Raw genomic sequence first — 19,193 nt, forward strand, 5'->3', positions numbered from 1 at the left:
ACACGGATATGAAGGAAGCCCACCGGAATATCGAATCGATAGCAGCCCTTGAAAATATCTGCGGGGATATCAACAATATGGTCTTAAAGCAGGAGACCCTTGTTGCCATCCACGTAGGTTACGTTGCAGAGAGCATCCGAAGGTCCGGGGAGTACGCCGCGGATATTTCCGAGACGGTTATCAATCTCCTGGTTGGAGAAGAGCCGGGTCTTCACAAGGTAAAACCCGGTAAATAATGTCTCTATTCATCCATCTTCCCAAAACCACATTTTTACATTACGTATCAGTAATGCAGGAACCTGCCATCATGGTGTGAAAAAGGAGATGGCTGACGCGGGGCGTGAGTGATTCACGAGCTGTACCGGAAATTTTTCTCAAAAAAAACGGGTGAAATCATCGTGGCCCGGTTTTTAGTATTGGGAAATCTTTGTTTCCCAGCAGGAGATACACAAACCACTTTTTTTCGTGGAGAGGAAGTCCGTTACCGGAAACATATCTCCGCACCGGAAACACCGGACCGCCGGGATGGAAAACTCATGGGATTCCGGAATCGCATACGCATCATGAGTCATCTGTAACACCTGGCGGGAACCGGTTCCGGTCCGGATCTCCTCCACACCGAAGGGGTTTGTTCCGGGTTGTGTATCGTTACATTCCTGCATTGTTTTTGAAACCCGTACAACCGGGTTATTGTTTATCTTAACGGATTTGAGCATGAGTCACACTCCCTGATGGCGGCCAGCCGGGTAATGCTGTGCATCCCTAGTGTCCTTTTCAAAACTATATATGTATGTCGAAATTATCTATATTTAATAAATTAATATTGTTATTTTTCACTATCCGCTCTTCAAATGAGATGGGTAAATGGATGGGAAAAACTCCTTTGATTCTCTCGATTGCCGCCGTAATTTTCCCGGGAATATCCGGGGTTTAGAGATCCTGCGAGATGGACTGGGAAAAACCAATAACTGGCAGACAAACGATATTTCCGCATAATTATCCCGAAAATCCGGCAAATTCTTTCTGAGAACAAGAGAATTCAAAATATATATATATTAAATTGCCAGACTCTATTGTGTCGCATTTGGAACCGCTCTGGAAAAAACCCCGATGGGGCAGTGCAGGAAACAGACCTGCCCGTACCGCAATTCTGACCGGATGCACAATTCCCTTGCTACCCACTCACCGGTTGGACTTCCCGTTTTTCCGTCACCGGATTTTCAGACAGCAGTCTCCCGCCCCTGCAACGGCCCGTCAGGTAATCCGAAACAGCAGCAAGATTCCGGCATTATGAATACCCCGGCATGTACTGTTGAGCAAAAATCCGGAACCGAGGTGATCAGATTTCATAAAAATGCACTCCCCCAGCCCCGCTGGATTGGTGTTGATCTGAATACGACCGGCCACGCTGTTGTCGTTGCAGATCCTGTTGGCGGAAAAGTCATGAAACTGGGAAAAAAACTGCAGTATACAAGGACATCTTCAACCAGGAACTGCACAAAATTTTACCAGGAAGGAAATCTCTGGAAACTCAAAAAGATCAAGATCCGCGAGAAGAAGGAATTCCGGGCTGCCCTCCACAAGATCGCCCGCCAGATTGTTGGTTTTGCTGAATCCCTGTGTGCCGGGATAAAATTTGAAAAACTATTCTCCGACCGGTATCTCTGTCATCGTGAAACTGAAAATTCGCACGAATTCTCGTTTGAAAATGGATCGTTTGTCCTTCTTCTGAACCTTGTGGAAAAACGAGCACTCAACCGGGGCATACCGGTTCAGTACGTCAACCCGTTAAACACTTCAAAGAGGTGCAGCCGGTGTGGCGCATTCGGGAGACGGGTACGCAAGCGGTTCGAGTGCCCCCAGTGCGGCAGAGTGGTCCATGCAGACGTGAATGCCGCGTTGAATATTGCTGCTACTCCCGCCCCATCAGAAAAGATCGATCTTTCATGGCAACGCACTTCCCGGAAAATGCTCCGGAAGCTGGCCCGGGCCGGGAAGATCCCTGCTGAGTGTAAAAATCCCCCGGTTCCGGACATCCCCTCCCATCGGGAAATGCTGTCCGTATGGAACGATCCTCCGGCATTACGGGGAGAGGTTGGATAATGAAACGCGTGAACACTACCAGAAACCAGAGGTGACGTATGAAAACATCGATAGCAACCGTCCGGGTCACGTGCCCGAAGTGCAGTACCCCGTATGCAGAACAGTATTTACCCGGATGTGCCATACCGGAAGAAACCGGTTTTGAGAACAACTATTCGGATGATTGTGTTATGGCAACCTGCCCGAACTGCGATCACCGGATAAGCATCATCGTACAGATGACGAGCCCGGTTGAGCGGGTCCAGACCCCGGGGGAGAGAAAGGATCCGTGAGATCCTCATTTCTTCCGGGTTCAAACACGGAGAAGAATCATGAAAACCCGCATTGTTTATTTTTCCCAGAACGGACATACCATGAAGATTGCCGCCGTGCTGGCTGCACACACAAATGCCGAGATTTTCAGGATAGAACCGGAAACGGAACCCGGGCCGGGAGCAGTCATTGAGGGAATAAAAGCATTCTTCTCGCAGACCTCCCAGATAAAATTCTGTCCGGCCGATTGTTCCGAAATCGATGTCCTGGTCATCGCGACTCCCGTCTGGTCCGGCAAGGTACCCCCGTATGTCAATACGTATCTCTTATCCGTATATGGATGCGCGGGAAAACCATTCCATGTTGCCACGTGTATGCGGAACCGGGGGGCGGAAGGTGCGGTTGCAGCGGTGAGGGCCTGCCTGGAAAAGAAAGGAATGAAGTATATCTCATCCACAGCCATTACCGAGCGTGCGATAGAGAACATAGCCTGCTCTTCAGTATTGGAAAAGTTCGCAGCCGGAATTCGTGGAAAAGCGTAACATCTGCCGCGATTCCCGTTGTCCGGCAGGGGGCCGGAATTTTTACAGATTTTTTTTGGCAGATTCAACACACCCGGCAGATTCCGGGTTACTTCCCATCTTCGTGATCCCGGACACCATGTTCTTTACAAAACCCGGACCCCCACGGGAGTATTTTTTTGGTGTTTTCAGGTCCAGTTCCCATCGTAGATGTCTGGGATCACAATATCCCTATTGATTTTATGGCGAAAGATATGATATGCAGTTTCAGAGAAATACTATCCAGAGTTCTACCCATGAAAATACGGACACGCACCCGACTTATTCTTGTTGCCACACTGCTGACGTTTCTCGTTGTCCTGAGTTTCATCACCCAATCCGTTATCCTCCAGTCATTTGAGGTCATTGAAGAGCAGGAGACCACATCCCATGTCCAGCGCTTTCTCTCCCAGATCAATAATGAAATAGAAGACGTTGCAGCTACCTGCCGCGACTGGGCAAACCGTGAGGAAACCTCAGCGATTTTTACCAATCCATCCGGGGAACAGGATCCCTCGCGGATCTTCCAGCCGGTCTCAATGAAGAACCTCGGCATCGATTATATCGTCATCTATGATGCCAGCGGGCAGCGGATCTTATCAGAAACCATTTCCAAGGAAGGAAATGCGGTCCGGGACGCTCCCCTCGGAATTGACACGATTGTCCGCGACAGCATAATCCCGGTCGGAATACCCGGGGGCATCTCCGGACGGAGGGGGATCTCCTCCATCGACAACGTTCCCGTGATCCTTGCCGGCTATCCAATCCTGTATGCCAACCAGTCTCAATCCACGGGGGGGACACTTGTCATGGTCCGCCTCCTTGATTCCGGAAGGATCGGCGACATCGATCAGATGCTCCAGCTGGATGGCACACTCAGCCCATATAACCCAAAAACTGCAAATGGGGAATTATCCGAGGGTGAACAAAAGAAGGCAAAAGACGGTGCGATAATAGTCAGGGCTGCAAGTGAAAACGATCTGGACGGATTAGCTATTATCACCGGGATCGAGAACAAGCCCTCATTCCTCCTCATGAAAATTACGACAACCCGCCCGGTCTACCAGCAGGTTAAAACCTCCATCCTGATCGTTGCAGTTGCCATCGTCATTCTCAGTGTTATTTTCCTTCTGGCAGTCCAGCTTCTCTTCCAGAAATTCATCCTTGCCCCGCTGAGTGACCTGGATAATGGTATGAAGTCCATTGGGGGATCCGGGGATATCTCACTGCGAATGGTGGAACGCGGTGACGAGGAGGTGGTCTCGCTTACCCGCTCCTTAAACCAGATGCTCGACCAGGTCCAGCAGCAGCGGGATGAGCTGCACAATCTTCTTGAAGAAATAGAACAGCAGCGGGACGATCTTAAGGATGCACGGCAGTCCCTTGCGGAACGGAACCGGGATCTGGAAGAACTGAACCGGAAGGCAAACCTCTACCTTGATATTTACCTGGATGCGATCACCTACGAGATTCTGAATGCGATCATGGGTCTTCGCGGGTATGCGGAAATGTTCCAGCAGACCGCAGAGGCATCCGAAAAGAAATTTGCGGACAAGATCATCGCACTTGCCAAGAAAAGTGATGAGGTAATTCGGAATATCGAGACCATCAGCCGCATATACAAGAACCCGCCTGAGATAAAAGCGGTGGACCTTTCATCGATCATCAAAAAAGAGGCGGAATCCCGCACGGGTGCATCCATTCTTGTGGAGCACTGCAACCGTGCGGTGTTTGCAAACGACATGCTGGGCGTTATCTTTGACAATCTCTTCTCCAACAGCCTCAAGTTCGGGGGACGGGATACCCGGATTACCGTCACTGCCAGGGATACTCCCGAGGGATTACTTGAGATCTCGGTCAGCGACACGGGGCCGGGTATTCCCGATGCAATGAAACCACTGGTGTTCGACCGGTTTATGCAGGACACCCGCCAGCGGAGCAGTTACGGGCTCGGGCTCCATATCGTCAAGATGCTCGTGGAAAGTTACGGGGGAACGGTCTGGGCAGAGAACCGTATCGCCGGTGACCAGCATTCAGGTACAACAATCCGGTTTACCTTGCGGATTGCCTGAACCGGCAGGAAGACCTGCCTTTTTTTGTCCGGCTCCGCTATTGCGGAATATCAGCAGGTCACATGAAGAATGGCAACTGAGGGTCGGGACTCAAGCGCCAGCAGATCCAGAACCTCCGGTGTCGGACGGATGATCGATTCATAGTGCAGGAGAATCCGGTGGGCGTCCATCGCAATAGGGAGATCGCCATACTGGCCGGTCCCGATAAAGACCACCACGGGCTTTTCTGCCTTAAGAAATTTGAGATCGTGGCCCGTTAATGGCGTATGGCCGTAATCTTTTCTGAATTGTTTTGATTTTTTCTTGGAGCGCTTCGTCACGCTCCGGTTGCGATGGATAACGACATCGTGGTCGTACCGGCTTTCATCAATCTCCACCCAGCCATATCGCGTCTTCATGATCATCACCCCATCTCAACAAATAATTCCCTCGCGGGTACTTCAGGTTATTCGACATATCTCCCAATAGGGCTCAATAATCTCCTTATCCCATTGGAGAAAGGCAATACATCCGAAGCGGAAACGTCCTTCCCGGAAGAATACGTGAGTACCTTTTAGAGGATCCTGGAAAAATCCCCTTTTTTCATTCATTTTACCCGTATCCTCAATTATTAAAATAATTCTCCGGAAATATGACCCCCATATCCCCGTTCTGTTGGCAGTTCCGGGTGCCGGATGGGGGAAATTACGCGGCGAAAACAGGGCCGAACGGAACACCATTAAGGGTCATTCTATGAGGTGCATTCCAGCCGCATTTTGGCAATCCATGCGATATTTGAGCCTCTTTTCCACGCGAACCGAAACCGGGCGTTTTACGCGGTTTTCCGTTGGGGGTCGGAGTATGAAACAGGGAAACGGAGCTCGTATCGGGCGTATTTCCTCACCATCCCTGCCCCTCCAAAAAAGGATTATTCCCGGGAAGATCAGTACCCGACAAACACCCGGATCACGGCAAAGGCCACAAACCCGATGGCGGCACTGATCGGGATCGTGAGGATCCAGGCAAACATGATACTCCGGGCAACGCCCCACTTCACCGTGCTGGATCCCATGGTGGTCCCGACACCCATGATCGATGAGCAGATCACATGCGTGGTGCTGACCGGAATCCCGGCAACCGAGGCCCCGAGGATAGTCGCGGCACCGGCAGTCTCAGCAGCAAACCCGTGAACCGGCCGGAGCTTGGTGATCTTGTATCCCATGGTCTTGACGATGCGCCATCCCCCTGACAGGGTACCGAGTGCAATGGCGGCATAGGAAACGAGGATCACCCACAGGGGCATGGGCAGGTTGTTCGGATCCACGCTTGCCCCGAAATATCCTATCGAGAAGAGGAGCGGCAGGATAATCCCCATGGTCTTCTGGGCATCGTTCGTGCCGTGGCTGAAACTGTACGCAGCCGCAGAACAGAGCTGCAGGCGTTTGAAATGGACTTCTGCTGACTGTTTGTTTGCTTTCCTCGTTGCCCAGAGCACTGCTGCCATAAATAAAAACCCGCAGGTAAGTCCAATCAGGGGCGAGAGGATCATAAACGTGACAACGAGCTCGATCGTTGACCACTTGATGGCCGTAAGCCCGGCAGCGGCGATCCCTGCCCCGGCAAGTCCCCCGATAAGGGCATGGGATGAGGAGGTCGGAAGCCCGAAGAACCAGGTGATGATGTTCCAGGTAATTGCACCGGACAGGGCCCCCAGAATGATATAGGGAATGATGTTTGCAGGAACGATTTCGAGGTGGATGATCTTGGAGACCGTGCTTGCCACCGCAACGCCGAAACCGAATGCGGCAACAAAATTGAAAAATGCGGCAAAGACTACGGCTTTCCGCGGGGACAGGACCTTTGTGGAAACCACCGTTGATATGGAATTTGCCGAATCATGGAACCCGTTGGTGAAATCAAAGACCAGCGCAATGCCGATGATGATGACAACGAGTTCCCACGTAGCTTCGAACATACTTTCCCCTCACTGGTGCCCGGTCATGAGTGCCGGATTGCGATGTCGGAGAGCACGTTGGCTACGTCCTCACAATAGTCCGTTGCCATCTCAAGATGTTCGTAAATATCCTTGAACTTGATGATCGCAATCGCATCGTTCGTCTTGAAGAGATCCATAACCGCGTGGGCAAGCACGTCGTCTGCGAGGTTTTCGAGCCGGTTGACCTCGATGCAGCGCTCATCAATGTAACGGGGATCCTTGATCGAGCGGATACCTTTGACTGCACTCTCGAGCTCAGCCGTGGACATATGGATCAGTTTTGCAAGCTCGATCATGTGGATGTCAGTTGATTCAATCCCGTAATAGTACATCTTCTCGGTTGCACCATCGATATAGTCCAGGACATCGTCCAGTGCCGAGGCAAGTCGTGAGATCTCTTCCGGGTCCAGGGGCGTGATGAACGTACTGTTCAGCTGGGTATAGATATCGTGGGTGATCAGGTCACCCTTCTGTTCAAGCAGCTCGATCTGGTGGCGTTTCTCCTTGACATTGGTGAAGTCCTCGGTCAGCGCAACGAGCTGCCACGCGGCTTCTTTATTAATTGCGGCCTGCTTCTCGAATAAATCAAAGAAGGCCTTATCCTGAGGTATCAGCAACTCCCGTAAACCCATAACAAACCCAGTGGTAATCGTCAGTAGATAATAAAAATATAGCGAATCAGTGTGGGCCCTATAGCAGGCTCGCGACAAACGCCACGACGAAATACCCGGCAAAGGAAACGACCATGGCAAGCGGAATCGTGATGACCCACGCCTCCATCATCTCCCGGACAACCCGCCACTGCACGGCATTCTTTCCCCTCGTTGCGCCGACACCGATGATAGCTCCGTTGATCGCGTGGGTGGAGGAGACCGGAATCCCCCGCTCGGTGACCGTGACAAGGATGGCGCTGCTGACCGTGGCAGCGCAGAATCCCTGGTAGGGACGGATCCTGGTGATGTCCTTTGCCATCTTGTCAACCACCTGCCACCCGCCAAAACAGGTGCCAAGACCGATTGCGATCGCAGACGTGAGGAGAACCCAGGTCGGGACCGCAAACGTGAGGAGGAGCCCGGAGGAGACAAGGAGCGCCGTGATGACACCCACCGCGTGCTGCCCGTCATTCGCCCCGTGGGCGGTTGCCTGGACAAGGCTTGCAAGTACGTGGAGCGGCTGGAAGATCCGCTTCATGTGATTCTGGCGGGAGTGCCGGAACGCATGGGAGATGAGGATATCGAAGACAAACGCCCCGACAATGCCAAGGATGGGCGAGATGAAGATGAAGAGAACGATGGCAAACAGGCCGGAGAGGTGGATTACCCCAAGCAGCATGAGGGCCGGGATGATGAGGGCCGCTCCGCAGACGGCGCCGAGTATCATGCCGAGCCGGACATCGTCCCGGAACGAGGCCGTGAACAGGCCGAGAAGGATCGATCCAACCACTGCCCCGATGAGGCCGTACACGATGACCTGGACGCACGCATCCCACCCCGGCAGGATAACCACCGCAAGTCCCCCGACCGCGATACCTGCCCCGAGAAGCCCCCCGACCATGGCATGGCTGCTCGAGAGCGGGACACCGGCCCGGGTTGCAACAAAGACGAGGATGATGGCCGCACCCATGGCAACGACAATCGAGAGCGGGGTGAGGCCGCTCTGGCCAACGATCGCGGTACCGATGGTGGCGGCAACGGCCGTTGTAAACAAAAACGGGCCGACAAGGTTACAGACCGCCGTGTAGAGGACGGCTTTTATGGGCGAGAGGGCCTTTGTGGCAACAACGGTTGCAATCGAGTGCGAGGCATCGTTGAGACCGTTGACGAAGTTGAGGGCGAGCGCAAGGAGGATGCCAAAGAGAATGAGCGGGTCCATGCCTGTCATGAATGGCTCATTGCGATGTCGTTCAGGGCATGCCCGACATCATTGCATTTTTCCATCACTTTTGCCATGCTCTCGTAAATATCCTTGAGCTTGATGATCATGAGGAGATCCTTGGTTTTGAAGAGCTCGAGGATGGCGCGGGAGAGGAGTTCGGTGGAGAGGTTGTAGAGCCGGCTGATCTCCAGGGTATGGCCTTTGACCCCGTCGGGATCCCTGAGCGTTGCAAGGGTGTCAAACGCATGGGTGATCTCGGTTGCCGCGAGCTGGATTAAGTAAGAGTATTCCTTGAGCACATCGTTTGTCTCGGGAATCCCGTAATTGCAGAGCTGGTGGGTCACCCAGTCGATCTTGTCGAGCACATCATCGAGAGCCGGTGCCAGCCGTGCGATCTCATCGGGTTCGAGCGGGGTTATCAGGGATTCGTTGAGTTGCTCGTAGATCTTCTTGGTGATCTCGTCACCCCGGTGTTCGATCTGGCGTACCTTGTGGGCTTTCTCTGTCCCGTCCGGGAGCTCGTGGGTGATCTCGTTTAAGGTGGTCGAAGCCTCGGTGATCTTCTCAGCCATTTCATGAAACAGCACAAAAAAGACCTTGTCTTCGGGCAGGATAAGGTCACGGATACGCATATTCTTCAGACTTACCCTTATTCCATAACTATAAAAAAGTACGTCCCGACAAAAACCGCCCGGTAACGGGTAAAAAACCGGATTTTCGAAGGAACGTGACGGCCCGGGTCCCTTGTAACCGGGCCGGCCCGGATGTGTTCAAAGGTACCGGCATCATCTGCCGGACTGCCGGTATCCGCCTTCAGGAACAAGGATCTCGAACCGGGCACCCTGGCCGTAAATACCGGTTTCGGTTATGGTGATCTCGGTAATCCCGAGGAGTTCCCGGGAAAGAAAGAGGCCAAGACCGGTATGTTTCCCGAATCCTTTCTTGAAGATGTGTCCCTTGTCCTCCCGGGCAACCCCGACCCCGTTGTCCTTGCAGATTATGCAGAGCCCCGCACTCGTTTTTCTGGCAGTGAACGATATATCGGTCACCCGTTCGCCGTGCCGGATCGCGTTGTCCAGCAGGTTATGAATCACTTTCTCAAAGAGCGGGTCGGCAAGGATCTCCACATTCTCCTGCAGGGGATGTACGGTTATTCCGCCACGGGCACAGGTACCCATTGATTTCCGGACAATGGCGTTGAGGTCCTGCCAGACCGGTGCATGAATCCCAAGATCCTGGTAGTCCTTCATGAATTCGACATGTTCATTGACCGATCCTGCGATCTTCTCGCATTGGGCGAGGTAACCGGCAACTATTGGGTCTTTCGTATGCTCTCCCGCGAGCGAGAGGTATGCCCCAAGGGCAGTGAGCTGGTTGAGGATATCGTGCCGGGTGATGCTTGTTAAGAGGTTGAGCTTGCTGTTGGCATCTGCGAGCGCCTTCTCCATCCGGGCCCGCTCGGTGTTTTCATCCGAGAGATTCCTGTTTGCCGTGTGAAGTTCGTCCACGGCAGCAGTAAGTTCCTCGTTGAGTTCGCTCTGCGTTTCCTGCGCTTCCTGGAGTTCGGCATTCTTCCTGACAGCACATTCGTAGGTAGTGAGCAGGATGTCAAGGATCCTGGACCGCCCCGAGGTTATACGGTGGGACCTGCCGGAGAAGAGATACGCAAGCCCGGGCTGAGGGCCTTCCGGGTCCTTTGTGCCGGCAGATCTGAATGCAGCTTCGATATGGGAATACACCTGCCCGGGATCATAGGGCTTGATGATGAAATTGTCCGCACCGGCCTCAAGTCCCCGAAGAACATCTTCCGCATCGAAGAGCTGGGTCACGAGGATGACCTGGATACCGGCAGTGTCTGTACCCGCCTTGATCTCCCGGCAGAGATCGTAACCGTCCATCTCGGGCATGATGATGTCGGTCAGTACTACGGCAGGCCACTCCCTGTGGATCGTTTCGAGAGCTTCGCGGCCATGGTGGGCCAGCAACACGTCGTAGCCTCTCTCTTTGAGGAGGTGAACGAGGAACTCTGCCTGGGTGCGGCTGTCCTCGACAACAAGGATCCTCCGGAAGAGCGTGTGAGGTTTCACGTTTGTCGTCTCATCGGGTGAAAGGGTGTTGCAGGTCTTCATCAGGTCTCCCGGGGTCTGCGGCAGCCCGGAGGGTCTCATTTCTGCGGGAGCGGTTCTGATTATCGTCAGCGTCTCCTGCGTTCATCCGACTATATCTTACCCATGTTTCTTAAGCATTCCGCAATCAATCTGTGGTCAAAAACCGGTTTTCTTTTTTTTGAACGCGGATTTTTCCTGATCCGGATCCAGGCAGAATGCTATCCGGAACAAAAGACCAGGTATCGAAAGATCCCGACAACCACTGCCGGCAATCAGGAAAAATAAAAGAACGGGATGGACCGGGCGGGAATTGAACCCGCGGCCTCTTCCATGCCAAGGAAGCGATCTACCACTGATCTACCGGCCCGCTCCTACCTACTTGGATGTCATAGGTTAAAAGAATTGTTTGTCATTTCTCCTTTTTGGCCTTGGACTCCATGAACGAGACGAGTTTTTTTATGAGCCGCCCGCGGGCCTCCTGCATATCGGGCCGGCTTACGATCCTGCCGTTTTCCACGAACCGGGTGATGATGGGCGTTGCTCCCGCTGGCGGAACCGAGGCCACCGGCAGCGTCCTGCGATCCCCGCAGATCAGGTCGTACACCTGTTTGACCCCGCTCCGTTTCCCCCTTTTCGCTTTCGGTTTTCCCCCGATCTCGACGATATCCATGGAGAAATCGATAACGGGCGCGTTGGCAATAGCCCCCCCGACCCCGAACGCATCCACGAGATCCCGGTAGGCAACCACGTCCTCGCGGGTCACGCCTCCGGATAAGAATATCTTCACGCCCGTATGCCCGTGCATATTGAGCTCCCAGCGGACCTCCTCCATGATGGCGCGCATATTGCCCCGCCGTGACCGGGGCGTGTCGAGCCGGACTGCTGTGGCCCCGCACTCTGCGGCCCGGAGGGACTCGGATTTCTCATCGCACCACGTGTCGCAGAGCATGATCCTTGGCACGTCTTCTGGAGCGTTCCGGTCGAACGAACGCCAGGCATCTTCCGGTCTCTCGTAGCACATCACAAACGCATGGGGCATGGTCCCGACCACCGGCATTCCTTCCGGGGCACAGGTATTGGACACCCCCTCGACTCCGCCTATCCATGCCGACCGCTCGATCATGGCAGCAATTGCGGGATGCTGACGGCGCGAACCAAACGAGAAGACCGGTCTTGTGCCGGCGGCTATCTTGATGTGGGCCGCAGCCGATGCAATGCCGGATGCGTGGCAGAGGAACCCGAGAATGGCAGTCTCGTACCGGCAGAAGTCCCGGTATTTCCCGGTGATGCGGAGGACCGGGTCATTTGGGTAAAAGACGGTGCCTTCGGGCATGGCGTCAACCGTGACCGGCAGCCCTTCGAGCAGGGTGATGACATCTGAAAGACCTGAAAAAACCGCCCAGGTATCCGGCAGGGACGAGGCCGTCACTTCCATAACAACATCCGGGTTGAGGTTATCCTGCGCGAGCGTCTCTTCGGTACGTACAAAATAGATATCCGTGCAGTCCCCGTTTTTTATCTCCGCATCGCTCACGGTAAGAAACGTGCCCATAGTATGATCCTTGAAACTCCTTCCCAAATACGTTTGTGCTCATACCGGATCTCCGGAAGCATTCGCTAAATATTAGTGCAGATCCCGCCAACCATTCTCCTGCGAAGGAGAGCTATGCAGGGCAGAATACCGGAACCACAATCACGCTGCACAGGAACGTGCAGCAGGCGGGCCTGAATGCTTGGGATCATCGGGGGCACGAGCCTGCTCTTCTCCACGCTCCCAGAACTGGAGACGCGGACAGTCCATACACCGTTTGGGAATGCTGAAGTTCTCGCAGGCGATATCGTGATGCTGATGCGCCACCAGCACAACCGACCCCCGCACCGCGTCAATTTCCGGGCGAACCTGGCGGCCCTAGCGATTGCCGGTGCTGACAAAATTGTCGCATTCGGCTCTTCGGGGTCGATGAACCCCGCTATCGCCCCGGGATCGCTGGTCATTCCAACGGATTATGTCAGCCTGGCCGACATCCCTTCCATCCATGACCACGCGGTTGAGCACGTTATGCCGGAACTGTCCCGCGATCTCTCAGAGGCCCTGCACCGGGCAGTTCCCGCAGCCCGCCTGGGAGGCACGTATGTCCAGACCAGGGGGCCAAGGTTCGAGACACCGGCCGAGATCGCAGCGCTGTCGAAGGTTGCCGATCTCGTGGGAATGACCATTGCCTCAGAGGCAACGCTGGCAAAAGAGCTCGGGATTCCGTTTGCCGCACTCTGTACGGTGGACAACTATGCCAACGGGCTTACCGATGAGGCTCTCACGTGGGACGAGGTGCTTGAGATCTCGCGGCAGTACCGGGAGCGGACCGGTGAGATTGTGAATACCATTATCAAAAACCTGGGTTAAGTTACAGGATAGGGAAGATACCATGGACGAGATCTTTGCAAAAAAACGCTCCCTGCTCATCACGAATGTCGTAAGCGGGGGAAAGAAGACCGATATTTTTGTTGACGATACGGGGACGATACGGGCTGTTGGCCCGAACGTCCGGGCAGATCACAAGGGCGAGGCCGATGTCATGATCGACGGCGATGGCGCAATCGCCCTGCCGGGCCTTGTCAATACCCACACCCACGCGGCAATGACGCTCCTCCGGGGCTATGCGGACGACATGATCCTGCAGGACTGGCTCTCCCAGAAGATCTGGCCGCTCGAAGCCCACCTGACCGGCAGGGATGTGTACTGGGGAACGAAACTTGCCTGCCTCGAGATGATCCGGAGCGGGACAACCGCCTTTAACGACATGTACTTCTTCATGGACGAGGCGGCCCGGGCAGCAGATGAAGCCGGTATCCGGGCCGTGCTCTCGTACGGGTTCATTGACCTGTTCAACGATGAGAAGCGCGAGAACGAGTGCAAAGCCACCGAGAAGCTTGCAGCCCATGTCCGCACCATGAACAATCCCCGGATCAAGACCGCGGTCGGCCCCCACGCCATCTACACAGTCTCGCCGCAGGGCCTGAAATGGTGCGCCGAGTTTGCACAAGAGCAGAAGATCGGGGTCCACATCCACCTCTCCGAAACAGAGAAGGAAGTGACCGACTGCGTTGCCCAGCATGGCAAGCGGCCGGCCGCCCACCTTGAGGACTGCGGGATCCTCACCCCCCGCACCATTGCGGCGCACTGCTGCTGGCTCGACGAGGCGGAGTGTTCTCTTCTGGGAAAGCACAAGGTCTCGGTCTCGCACAACCCGGTAAGCAACATGAAGCTTGCAACCAACCGGGCAATGCCGTACGCCACCCTCGCCGCTGCCGGGGCCAACACCTGCCTTGGCACGGATGGCTGCGCCTCGAACAACAACCTCGACATGTTCGAGGAGGCCAAGACTGCCGCTCTCCTCCAGAAGTTCTTCTGGAACAACCCGACCGTGCTTCCGGCTGCGGAAGCTCTTCAGATGGCAACCGCAAACGGGGCAAAGGCACTGGGCTTTGGGACCGGAACGCTCACCGCCGGCGCACCTGCAGACATTATTCTTATCTCTGCCCGGGCAGCCTGCAACATCCCGCTCCACAACGCAACCTCCAACCTCATCTATGCCTGTAGCGGAGGCGCAGTCGAAACCACCATCTGCGAGGGCAGGGTACTGATGCTTAACCGCGAGATCCCCGGAGAGGAGGCAATCCTTGACGGCGCTGCATCCGCAGCATCGGATCTCGTGAAACGTGCGCAGTCGGCATAACGGGGCAGAGCCATGACCAGGACATTCCGGCTGTCGGTACAACAAACAACCTGCATCCTGGTCTTCCTTTTTTTGTGCATTGCAATTGCCGGTTGTACCGGCACTCCCGGAAGCCTGCAACCGGGGAATAATACCGGGAAACTGTCCGTCTATTTCCTTGACGTGGGACAGGGCGACTCCACCCTCCTCCTCTTTGGGAACAAAACCATCCTTGTCGATGCCGGGGAAACGGATATGGGCGACAGAGTGGTTGCCAACTTAAGGAAACTCGGGGTTACCCGGATCGATCTCCTTGTTGCAACCCACCCCCACTCCGACCATATCGGGGGGATGCAGAAGGTTCTTGCCGCGTTCCCGGTCGGGCAGGTCCTGGATGCCGGCGTGCCAAATCCGTCACCGGTGTACGAGCATTTCCTGGAAACGATCGATGAAAAGCATATTCCCTATAGCCTTGCCGTGCAGGGGCAGACCATCAATATCGACCCGGCGCTTGGCATCCTCGTCCTCTCGCCCCCGGCCCGGCGCTTTGGCAACGACCCGAACAAGAACTCTGTTGTGCTCCGCATATCCTACGGCACGATCGATCTTCTCCTGACCGGTGACATGGGTGGCGAGGCAGAGGAGGCCCTGACAAAGAGCGGTTATGCGCTTGACGCCGAGATCCTCAAGGTAGGCCACCACGGGAGCAGGTACTCGACGTCCTCCGCCTTCCTCTCCCGCGTGCACCCGGTGAGCGCCGTCATTTCAGTTGCGGCAGACAACCCGTACGGGCACCCCCACGATGAAGCCCTCCGGAACCTCAAACTTGCCGGTGCAACCGTGTACCGGACCGATCGCGACGGGACGGTCCTTGTCCGGTCGGACGGGATCTCGTACTCGGTGACAACTGAAAAAGAAGCAAAAAACTTCTGGGGCACAGTGACAACAAAGATCCCCTCTGAAAACCTGACGGGCACAACCCCGTCTTCGGCCTCCCCTCTGAACATGACTGTACCCACCCTGCCTGCCGAAATCAACCTGACCCTTCCCACTATCCCTTCGAATGTCACGGTTCCCGTGCCTTCCTTCACCCTGCCCCCGGTCCAGATCGGCAACGCCTCATCAGTACATATCAGCGCAGCGCAGTTCGATGCCCCGGGGGATGACCGGCAGAACCTGAACGGCGAATGGGTCCGGCTCACCAACCGGGGGCGCGACCCGGTCCTCATTGCGGGCTGGACACTCTCCGACCGGACAACCCCTGGCATTTACCGTTTCCCGGCATTTATCCTCCTGCCCGCCTCAACCGTAACCGTCTATTCCGGGACCGGTATGATGAACGACACGGCGCTCTTCATGGGCAGGACCGAACCGGTCTGGGGCAACAGCGGCGACCTGGCTACCCTCCGTGACGGGGCAGGGACGATCATCGACCAGCAATCCGGAAGTGGTCCGGCATGAAGGCCGCAGTCGACCGGATCGAGGAGACTATCGCCGTTCTCATCTCCTGCGAGGACGAGTCGGTCCGGCTGAACCTGCCGGTCTCCCTTCTCCCACCCGGTACCAGCGAAGGCGATATCGTCTCGCTCTCGATCGGGCGCGACGAGGAAGCAACCCATGCGGCAAAAGAGCGGGTTGCGGGGCTCATCGGAAAGCTGGCCGGCGGGAAATAAACAAGTCAGGGAAACAACCCGACCCGGATAGTCTCACTTCGCGAAGCAATCCGACACTATTTTACATTTTCCCGATCAATACGCCTGACATGTCGCATCATCACGAAGCATTCGAGCACCACGATCATGCCAAACCCGCCGGTGTATCCAAAACCTGCCGCGTCTGCAAATCCGCGTACTCCCACGAAAAGAACCCCTCTCATTTCGGCATCTGCCACAGCTGCGGGTACAAGATCCTCATCCTGCTGCTCATCGTGATGATCTCGGTCTCCTACGTTGCATGGTTTGGCGTAATATAAGGAAAAATTCCCGGAAAATCTTTTTTTTATTGAGAACAGAGCCCCACAGCAGCTCCCCAACTATTAAGTAGTGCCGGTACTGCATTACCCACTGAGGTAGTTGTCATGGCTTCGGCTGTGCTGGATCTGGTTGTCCTCCTCTTTGAATATATCAGCGTGATCGTGGCATGTATGGCGCTTGCCCTTGCGATCAAGTGGAAAAAGACTGAGTTTTTCGCAGGCCTGTTCTTCCTGCTTCTTTACACCGTACTCGACGCCATAGAACTTTCGCTGATCACCGTCTTTGACGTGTCCATGATCAACGCGTCCCAGTTCGGGTTTATCCTGATAGCCATCCTGGCGTTCATCCTCGGGATGCGACCGGCAGAGGTGATCAAAAAGCCGGGCTGAAAATCCAAAAAAACGCAGCTGCTCCTGCAGGAGAGATATACAAAAAAAGGGATGGAAATTACGCGGTCTCGATCTTGTCGGCTTCCTGGAGCCCGAGCACCTTGATCGACTCTTCCCGCATCTTGAACTTCATGATCTTGCCCGAGATGTTGATGGGGAAGTCGTTGACGAACATGACATACCGCGGGATCTTGTAGTGGGCGATCTTTCCCTTGCAGAACTCTTTTACTTCCTGCTCGGTCATGGAAAGGCCGGGTTTCATCTTCACCCAGGCACAGAGCTCTTCTCCGTATTTCACGTCCGGCACGCCGACAACGTAGACATCCGAGATCTTCTCGTGGTGGTGGAGAAACTCCTCGATCTCGCGGGGGTAGATGTTCTCCCCGCCCCGGATCACCATGTCCTTGAGCCGGCCAACGATCTTGAAGTAGCCCTCCTCGTCCATGGTGCCGAGATCGCCCGTGTGGTTCCAGCGGTCCTTGTCGAGCGTTGCATGGGTGGCCGAGGGATTGTTGTAATAACATTTCATAACGCAGTAGCCGCGGGCGCAGATCTCGCCAATCTCGCCGAACGGGACGATCTTGCCGGTCTTGGCATCAATGATCTTGAGCTCTGTGTGCGGGAATGCACGCCCGATCGTGGTGACCCGGCGTTCGAGCGGATCCTTGGTCGTGGTCATCGTAACACCCGGGCTCGTCTCGGTCTGGCCGTACACGATCACGATCTCGCTCATGTGCATCTGCGTGTTGACCTGCTTCATCACCTCAATCGGGCAGGGAGAGCCTGCCATGATGCCGGTGCGGAGCGTCCGCAGGTCGTATTTTGAGAAGTTCGGGTGCGTGAGCTCGGCAATGAACATGGTCGGGACGCCGTGCACGGCAGTGCAGCGCTCCTTCTCGATGGTCTGCAGGACCGCTTCGGCATCGAAGGTCGGGGCCGGCAGAACCATGGTCGTGCCGTGGGTAACGCAGGCAAGGTTGCTTAAGACCATGCCGAAGCAGTGGTAGAACGGGACGGGAATGCAGAGCCGGTCCTTCTCGGTGAAGTTCATGCCCTCACCGATGATGTACCCGTTGTTGAGGACGGAATGGTGGGTGAGGACTACCCCTTTCGGGAACCCGGTGGTACCGCTCGTGTACTGGATATTGATCGGGTCGTCGAACGAGAGCCCTTCACCCCGCTCGATGATATCGTCCATCGTGATCGCGTCAGCCTTCTCAAGGAAATCCCCCCACGTGTACATGCCGTTGTACGGGATGTCGCCCATGAAGACCGCATTCTTGAGGAACGGGAACTTCTCGCTGGAGATCCGGCCGGGCTTGCACTCGTAGGCCTCGGGGCAGGCCTCGTAGAACATTCCCACGTAGTCCGAAGTCTTGAACCGGCCCTGCACGATCAGGGTCGAGATCTCGGCCTGCTTGAGCACGTACTCGAGCTCGTAGGTGCGGTACGCCGGGTTGATGTTCACCATGATGGCGCCGATCTTCGAGGTCGCGAACTGGACTACCACCCATTCGGCATGGTTCATGGCCCAGATGCCGACCCGGTCGCCCCGGTCCACGCCAAGGCCCATCAGGGCGCGGGCAACCAGGTTTACCTGCTCGGCGAACACCCGGTACGTCCACCGGAGGTTCTGGTGCACGGACACGATGGCCTCGGTGTCCGGGTATTTTGCTGCGATACTGTCGACCATCTCGCTGATGGTCATGCCCAGCAGGGGCACTGCTGATGTTCCGCACGTATAGCTGCCCTCAACCATTGGTAAGAATTGGGGGACCGGATAATATATGGATGATGATTTGGTGCATCTTTGGTGCACCACGGGACAAAGACTGCACCACGCAAAAAAAATGCAGCGGTGCTGCGAATATTCCTGCAGGGGCCGGCGGGACCACTTCAACGGGCCCTGCCGCCCGGGCCGGAATGCAACAAAACTCTTAAGTTTATACAGTGTGATTGTATTAGGTCAGCACGGGGTTAAACCCGGTGTTGGACGTAAGGGGTTGTGGCCTAGCCCGGAATGGCGACGGGCTCCAGCGGTCTTTGCGTTCTCGTGCTCGCAGATGATGAACAATGGGTCTGCTGATACAATATGATGACCCGTTGGAGCACTGATGCATGTCGGAGAGACCCGTCGATCGTGAGTTCAAATCTCACCAACCCCACGTTTTCT

Annotated in this window: 18 protein-coding genes, 2 tRNA genes and 1 pseudogene; 12 read left to right on the plus strand and 9 right to left on the minus strand. The window is 55.2% G+C overall.

What is annotated here, in order from left to right; translation table 11 throughout:
• The 5 genes and pseudogenes from WC598_RS15100 to WC598_RS15120 all read left to right on the plus strand — a co-directional run.
• Nucleotides 1-236 (plus strand): annotated as a pseudogene (locus tag WC598_RS15100) (phosphate uptake regulator PhoU); the annotation flags it as partial.
• Nucleotides 237-1,335: 1,099 nt separating this feature from the next.
• A complete protein-coding gene (locus tag WC598_RS15105; protein ID WP_372962337.1) occupies nucleotides 1,336-2,103 on the plus strand; it encodes a zinc ribbon domain-containing protein in 768 nt (255 codons plus the stop codon).
• 38 nt (nucleotides 2,104-2,141) lie between these two features.
• Entirely contained in the window at nucleotides 2,142-2,375 is a 234-nt protein-coding gene (locus tag WC598_RS15110; protein ID WP_372962338.1) for a hypothetical protein, read from the plus strand.
• A 39-nt stretch (nucleotides 2,376-2,414) separates the two neighbouring features.
• On the plus strand, nucleotides 2,415-2,897 hold the full coding sequence (locus tag WC598_RS15115; protein WP_372962339.1) for a flavodoxin family protein: 483 nt from the start codon (nucleotides 2,415-2,417) through the stop codon (nucleotides 2,895-2,897).
• Between the two features lie 275 nt (nucleotides 2,898-3,172).
• Entirely contained in the window at nucleotides 3,173-4,987 is a 1,815-nt protein-coding gene (locus WC598_RS15120) for an ATP-binding protein (RefSeq protein WP_372962340.1), read from the plus strand.
• Between the two features lie 50 nt (nucleotides 4,988-5,037).
• Here WC598_RS15120 and WC598_RS15125 read toward each other — a convergent pair whose 3' ends face one another.
• The 8 genes from WC598_RS15125 to WC598_RS15160 form a co-directional block, all read right to left on the minus strand.
• The gene (locus WC598_RS15125; RefSeq protein WP_372962341.1) at nucleotides 5,038-5,385 is read right to left on the minus strand and encodes a hypothetical protein; all 348 of its coding nucleotides are present in this window, start codon (nucleotides 5,383-5,385) and stop codon (nucleotides 5,038-5,040) included.
• 524 nt (nucleotides 5,386-5,909) lie between these two features.
• Nucleotides 5,910-6,941 (minus strand): anion permease, encoded by a 1,032-nt coding sequence (locus WC598_RS15130; protein WP_372962342.1) that lies wholly within the window; start codon nucleotides 6,939-6,941, stop codon nucleotides 5,910-5,912.
• Between the two features lie 23 nt (nucleotides 6,942-6,964).
• Complete coding sequence (locus WC598_RS15135) at nucleotides 6,965-7,594, minus strand: DUF47 domain-containing protein (RefSeq protein ID WP_372962343.1); 630 nt, start codon at nucleotides 7,592-7,594, stop codon at nucleotides 6,965-6,967.
• Nucleotides 7,595-7,652: 58 nt separating this feature from the next.
• Nucleotides 7,653-8,843 (minus strand): anion permease, encoded by a 1,191-nt coding sequence (locus tag WC598_RS15140; RefSeq protein WP_372962344.1) that lies wholly within the window; start codon nucleotides 8,841-8,843, stop codon nucleotides 7,653-7,655.
• Nucleotides 8,840-9,469, minus strand: a complete 630-nt coding sequence (locus WC598_RS15145) for a DUF47 domain-containing protein (RefSeq protein ID WP_372962345.1) — start codon at nucleotides 9,467-9,469, stop codon at nucleotides 8,840-8,842. Before WC598_RS15145 ends, WC598_RS15140 begins: the two co-directional genes overlap by 4 nt.
• 153 nt (nucleotides 9,470-9,622) lie before the next feature.
• Nucleotides 9,623-10,966: a response regulator gene (locus WC598_RS15150; protein ID WP_372962346.1), complete on the minus strand. Its 1,344-nt coding sequence runs from the start codon at nucleotides 10,964-10,966 to the stop codon at nucleotides 9,623-9,625.
• A gap of 274 nt (nucleotides 10,967-11,240) precedes the next feature.
• Nucleotides 11,241-11,312, minus strand: a tRNA-Ala gene (locus WC598_RS15155).
• Nucleotides 11,313-11,354: 42 nt separating this feature from the next.
• On the minus strand, nucleotides 11,355-12,497 hold the full coding sequence (locus WC598_RS15160) for a nicotinate phosphoribosyltransferase (protein WP_372962347.1): 1,143 nt from the start codon (nucleotides 12,495-12,497) through the stop codon (nucleotides 11,355-11,357).
• 177 nt (nucleotides 12,498-12,674) lie between these two features.
• Between WC598_RS15160 and WC598_RS15165 the strand changes: the two genes are divergently transcribed.
• The 6 genes from WC598_RS15165 to WC598_RS15190 all read left to right on the plus strand — a co-directional run bounded on the left by WC598_RS15165 (nucleotide 12,675) and on the right by WC598_RS15190 (nucleotide 17,020).
• Nucleotides 12,675-13,346 carry an MTAP family purine nucleoside phosphorylase gene (locus tag WC598_RS15165; protein ID WP_372962348.1) on the plus strand — a complete coding sequence of 224 codons (672 nt, stop codon included), beginning with the start codon at nucleotides 12,675-12,677 and terminating at the stop codon, nucleotides 13,344-13,346.
• Nucleotides 13,347-13,368: 22 nt separating this feature from the next.
• The gene (locus WC598_RS15170; RefSeq protein ID WP_372962349.1) at nucleotides 13,369-14,679 is read left to right on the plus strand and encodes an amidohydrolase family protein; all 1,311 of its coding nucleotides are present in this window, start codon (nucleotides 13,369-13,371) and stop codon (nucleotides 14,677-14,679) included.
• 12 nt (nucleotides 14,680-14,691) lie between these two features.
• Nucleotides 14,692-16,119, plus strand: coding sequence for an MBL fold metallo-hydrolase (locus tag WC598_RS15175; protein WP_372962350.1), 1,428 nt, complete (start codon nucleotides 14,692-14,694; stop codon nucleotides 16,117-16,119).
• Complete coding sequence (locus tag WC598_RS15180; RefSeq protein ID WP_372962351.1) at nucleotides 16,116-16,331, plus strand: DUF3006 domain-containing protein; 216 nt, start codon at nucleotides 16,116-16,118, stop codon at nucleotides 16,329-16,331. The genes WC598_RS15175 and WC598_RS15180 overlap by 4 nt, the downstream gene beginning before the upstream one ends.
• Nucleotides 16,332-16,420: 89 nt before the next feature.
• On the plus strand, nucleotides 16,421-16,630 hold the full coding sequence (locus WC598_RS15185) for a hypothetical protein (protein ID WP_372962352.1): 210 nt from the start codon (nucleotides 16,421-16,423) through the stop codon (nucleotides 16,628-16,630).
• Nucleotides 16,631-16,735: 105 nt separating this feature from the next.
• Nucleotides 16,736-17,020: a hypothetical protein gene (locus WC598_RS15190; RefSeq protein ID WP_372962353.1), complete on the plus strand. Its 285-nt coding sequence runs from the start codon at nucleotides 16,736-16,738 to the stop codon at nucleotides 17,018-17,020.
• Between the two features lie 58 nt (nucleotides 17,021-17,078).
• On the opposite strand, the gene WC598_RS15195 is transcribed toward WC598_RS15190, so the two are convergent.
• The gene (locus tag WC598_RS15195; RefSeq protein ID WP_372962354.1) at nucleotides 17,079-18,779 is read right to left on the minus strand and encodes an AMP-binding protein; all 1,701 of its coding nucleotides are present in this window, start codon (nucleotides 18,777-18,779) and stop codon (nucleotides 17,079-17,081) included.
• Between the two features lie 240 nt (nucleotides 18,780-19,019).
• Between WC598_RS15195 and WC598_RS15200 the strand changes: the two genes are divergently transcribed.
• Nucleotides 19,020-19,185: transfer RNA gene (locus tag WC598_RS15200), tRNA-Trp, on the plus strand.
• Nucleotides 19,186-19,193: the final 8 nt, after the last annotated feature.

The sequence above is a fragment of the Methanoregula sp. genome, from assembly GCF_041645475.1.
GTDB lineage: Archaea > Halobacteriota > Methanomicrobia > Methanomicrobiales > Methanospirillaceae > Methanoregula.

Excerpts from the sequence above, each read along its gene's own strand:
- WC598_RS15110 (WP_372962338.1), top strand. The coding sequence starts at position 2,142 with ATGAAAACATCGATAGCAACCGTCCGGGTCACGTGCCCGAAGTGCAGT.
- WC598_RS15115 (WP_372962339.1), top strand. The coding sequence starts at position 2,415 with ATGAAAACCCGCATTGTTTATTTTTCCCAGAACGGACATACCATGAAG.
- WC598_RS15120 (WP_372962340.1), top strand. The coding sequence starts at position 3,173 with ATGAAAATACGGACACGCACCCGACTTATTCTTGTTGCCACACTGCTG.
- WC598_RS15125 (WP_372962341.1), bottom strand. The coding sequence starts at position 5,385 with ATGAAGACGCGATATGGCTGGGTGGAGATTGATGAAAGCCGGTACGAC.
- WC598_RS15130 (WP_372962342.1), bottom strand. The coding sequence starts at position 6,941 with ATGTTCGAAGCTACGTGGGAACTCGTTGTCATCATCATCGGCATTGCG.
- WC598_RS15135 (WP_372962343.1), bottom strand. The coding sequence starts at position 7,594 with ATGGGTTTACGGGAGTTGCTGATACCTCAGGATAAGGCCTTCTTTGAT.
- WC598_RS15140 (WP_372962344.1), bottom strand. The coding sequence starts at position 8,843 with ATGACAGGCATGGACCCGCTCATTCTCTTTGGCATCCTCCTTGCGCTC.
- WC598_RS15145 (WP_372962345.1), bottom strand. The coding sequence starts at position 9,469 with ATGCGTATCCGTGACCTTATCCTGCCCGAAGACAAGGTCTTTTTTGTG.
- WC598_RS15150 (WP_372962346.1), bottom strand. The coding sequence starts at position 10,966 with ATGAAGACCTGCAACACCCTTTCACCCGATGAGACGACAAACGTGAAA.
- WC598_RS15160 (WP_372962347.1), bottom strand. The coding sequence starts at position 12,497 with ATGGGCACGTTTCTTACCGTGAGCGATGCGGAGATAAAAAACGGGGAC.
- WC598_RS15165 (WP_372962348.1), top strand. The coding sequence starts at position 12,675 with ATGCTTGGGATCATCGGGGGCACGAGCCTGCTCTTCTCCACGCTCCCA.
- WC598_RS15170 (WP_372962349.1), top strand. The coding sequence starts at position 13,369 with ATGGACGAGATCTTTGCAAAAAAACGCTCCCTGCTCATCACGAATGTC.
- WC598_RS15175 (WP_372962350.1), top strand. The coding sequence starts at position 14,692 with ATGACCAGGACATTCCGGCTGTCGGTACAACAAACAACCTGCATCCTG.
- WC598_RS15180 (WP_372962351.1), top strand. The coding sequence starts at position 16,116 with ATGAAGGCCGCAGTCGACCGGATCGAGGAGACTATCGCCGTTCTCATC.
- WC598_RS15185 (WP_372962352.1), top strand. The coding sequence starts at position 16,421 with ATGTCGCATCATCACGAAGCATTCGAGCACCACGATCATGCCAAACCC.
- WC598_RS15190 (WP_372962353.1), top strand. The coding sequence starts at position 16,736 with ATGGCTTCGGCTGTGCTGGATCTGGTTGTCCTCCTCTTTGAATATATC.
- WC598_RS15195 (WP_372962354.1), bottom strand. The coding sequence starts at position 18,779 with ATGGTTGAGGGCAGCTATACGTGCGGAACATCAGCAGTGCCCCTGCTG.